This window comes from Streptomyces glaucescens, assembly GCF_002154375.1.
Taxonomy (GTDB): domain Bacteria; phylum Actinomycetota; class Actinomycetes; order Streptomycetales; family Streptomycetaceae; genus Streptomyces; species Streptomyces glaucescens.
The window spans coordinates 1-2,690 of sequence record NZ_MUND01000612.1; the positions used below are offsets into that span (position 1 = coordinate 1).

At 66.5% G+C, this 2,690-nt stretch carries 3 protein-coding genes; 2 read left to right on the forward strand and 1 reads right to left on the reverse strand.

Going from position 1 to position 2,690, the window contains the following annotated elements; genetic code table 11:
- Window positions 1–1,062: tyrosine-type recombinase/integrase (locus CCN42_RS33035; RefSeq protein ID WP_086741093.1), on the forward strand; the 1,062-nt coding region annotated here is incomplete at its 5' end.
- Window positions 1,014–2,066: an HTTM domain-containing protein gene (locus tag CCN42_RS33040; protein WP_086741090.1), complete on the forward strand. Its 1,053-nt coding sequence runs from the start codon at window positions 1,014–1,016 to the stop codon at window positions 2,064–2,066. The genes CCN42_RS33035 and CCN42_RS33040, both read left to right, overlap by 49 nt.
- Before the next feature lie 3 nt (window positions 2,067–2,069).
- Here the strand turns inward: CCN42_RS33040 and CCN42_RS33045 are convergent, their stop codons facing one another.
- The gene (locus CCN42_RS33045) at window positions 2,070–2,468 is read right to left on the reverse strand and encodes a thiol-disulfide oxidoreductase DCC family protein (RefSeq protein ID WP_086741091.1); all 399 of its coding nucleotides are present in this window, start codon (window positions 2,466–2,468) and stop codon (window positions 2,070–2,072) included.
- Window positions 2,469–2,690 lie beyond the last annotated feature (222 nt).

Consider the following 2,690-nt stretch of genomic DNA (forward strand, 5'->3'; position numbering starts at 1 on the left):
AGGTCTCGCCGAACGTTCGGCCGCGTTCGAAAGCTTCCGTCCGGCCGCTACCAAGCCCGCTACCCCGGCCCGGACGGCGTCCTGCGGCCTGCCGATCGGACGTTCGCCACGACAACGGATGCCGACCGGTGGCTCATGCGGAAGCGCATCGAGATAGAAGAGGGCCGCTGGCTCGACCCTGTTGAGGGACAGACGACTGTCCGCGACTGGGCCGCCCGCTGGCTGGCTGCCATTGCTCCGCAGCTCAAGCACAAGACGCAGGCGTCGTACCGGTCTCTGATCAACTCGCGGATCAATCCGGCGCTCGGTGATCGTGAGCTGTCGAGTCTGCGGCCGATCACGGTCACTGAATGGGTGGCCGCGATGCGTACTGAGGGGTTGAGCGCTTCGCGTATCCGTCAGGCGTACCGGGTGCTGTCGCAGATCATGGCATCGGCCGTGGACAACGACCTGATCCCGCAGACTCCCTGCCGAGGCGTACGACTCCCGCGCATGCCGCAGACCGAACCGCACATCGTCACGCCGCTGGAAGCCTCACGCATCGTCCGCAGCGCGGAGAGGCCGCATGATCTGTTGATCGCGCTGCTTGCCTTTGCAGGCCTGCGGGTGGGGGAGGCGTTCGCCCTTCGGCGCTCGGACGTGGACACCGCCGGCGGCTTCCTCCTGGTCGACGAGAACCTGGCCGAAGCGAACGGCTCCCTCGTCTTCGACACCCCCAAGTCGCATCAGAAGCGGGTTCTGCGGCTGGCACCCTCGCTGGCGAAGCGGCTCGGGTCATACCTCGAAGAGCTGCCCGGAGGAAGCGACGCGCTGTTGTTCACCACGCCCGCGGGCAAGCCGTCGCGCTACAACCAGTGGCGCAAGGCCTACTTCGACCCCGCCGTCGCGGCGGCCGGGCTCACTGACGTGACTCCGCACGACCTTCGGGCTTCGCATGGAACCTGGGTCGCCGACCGGTACGGCGTCATGACCGCCGCGCATCGGCTCGGGCACTCGAACGAGCAGCCGTTCGCATGCCGCAGCGTGTGCTCGACGGGGCCCAGGTGCTCGTGGCACTCCTGACCGAGCGGCCGGTGTCCCTGTACGCGGCGGCGGTGCTGCGCATCGGGTACGGACTGCTCTATCTCGTCTTCCTGCTCCGCGAGTTTCCCCACCGCCACGACATGTGGGGCCCGGATGCACCTTGGACGCCCGCGCTGGCCAGGCAGATGTTCGACCAGAGCGGGTGGGTCAGTGTCCTCACCCTGTCCGACAGCCGCGTGTACTTCGAGGTCTGCTACGCCGTGGCCCTGGTGACGTGTGCGCTGTTCCTGCTGGGCTGGCGGACGCGGGCGGTGTCCGTGCTGTTCGCGGTCGTGGTGGTGTCGTTCCACGCCAGGGCGATCTACATGGCCGACGGCGGGGACAACCTCATGGTTCTCATGGCTGTCTACCTCGTCTTCGTCGCGTGCGGTAGGCGCTGGTCCCTCGACGCCCGCAGGACCCGGCTCCAGACGTCGGCGGGCAGGACCGCAGGCCCGCAGAGCGGAGACCTCCGGCACCATCTCGGCGGCGCCCGCGTCATCCTGACCACCGTGCTGCACAACTGCGGCATGTTCGTCATCGCCGCGCAGGTCTGCTTTCTCTACGGATGCGCGGGCCTGTACAAGGTGCAGGGCGCGAAGTGGGGCGATGGCACCGCCCTTCACTACGTCCTGAACATCGACCTGTTCCGGCCCTGGCCGGAACTGTCCCAGATGATCGCCGGCCACCAGGTGCTGATCGCCGTCGTCGCCTACCTGACGGTGCTGGTGCAGGTCGCCTTTCCGTTCACCCTGTTCAGCAGGATGAAATACCCCGTCCTGCTTCTTTTGTTCGGCATGCACGTCAATATCGCGTTGCTCATGGGGCTGCCGCTTTTCTCCGGTGCAATGATCGTCGCCGATGCCGCGTTCCTGCCGGACCGCTTCTACCGCGCTCTGGGACGGCTGGGGCGGCGCGTCGTGCGGCGCACAGGTGGCATGGGAGCCGAAGCCCTGGTCGGGACAACGCCCGCAGCGGTACCGCCGCAGCCCTCACTGAAGTAGGGGTCAGCGCTCCGATTCTCCTCGCATATGCGCCGGGAGAGAGCAGGTGACCGTGCCGCCCGGCAGGCGATGGCGGTTCTTCGCGACCACCCGGTAGACGCCTCCGGCCATCCAGTTGACAGGCGGCAGCCGAAGGACGATTCCGAGCCACCACCAGCGCCTTCGTCCGCACATCAGCACAGCGGACAGGGCACGCGGTCCACCGTAGACCTTGCCGCCCACAGGGCTGATCCAAAGGACTTCGCGGTCGGCACGGTCTTCGGTGACATCCAGGGCGGCGAGGTCGGCGTACTGCCAGGGGATGAATTGCACACGCGGCTGAACGGTGCGCCGAACAATCTGAATTGTTCGGCTACAAAAACCGCAGTCGCCGTCGAACAAAAGAATGGGCTGGCTTGCCATCTGGACTCCTTTTCCACGGACTGTGATGAAGAACTTCAGTGTGCGTCGATCGGAAGCCGATTGGCGAGCAACACGTCCTATGAACACGGATTCCGCGGGAGGCCGGAGGCCGGCAGGTTGTGGCAGGTCCGCTATGTCACCTGGGTTCAAATCCCACACCCACCGCAGGCACTCACGTACGCGAAGGGGCACCCCGGTCACGGGGTGCCCCTTCCGCGTACG

Excerpts from the sequence above, each read along its gene's own strand:
- CCN42_RS33040 (WP_086741090.1), top strand. The coding sequence starts at position 1,014 with ATGCCGCAGCGTGTGCTCGACGGGGCCCAGGTGCTCGTGGCACTCCTG.
- CCN42_RS33045 (WP_086741091.1), bottom strand. The coding sequence starts at position 2,468 with ATGGCAAGCCAGCCCATTCTTTTGTTCGACGGCGACTGCGGTTTTTGT.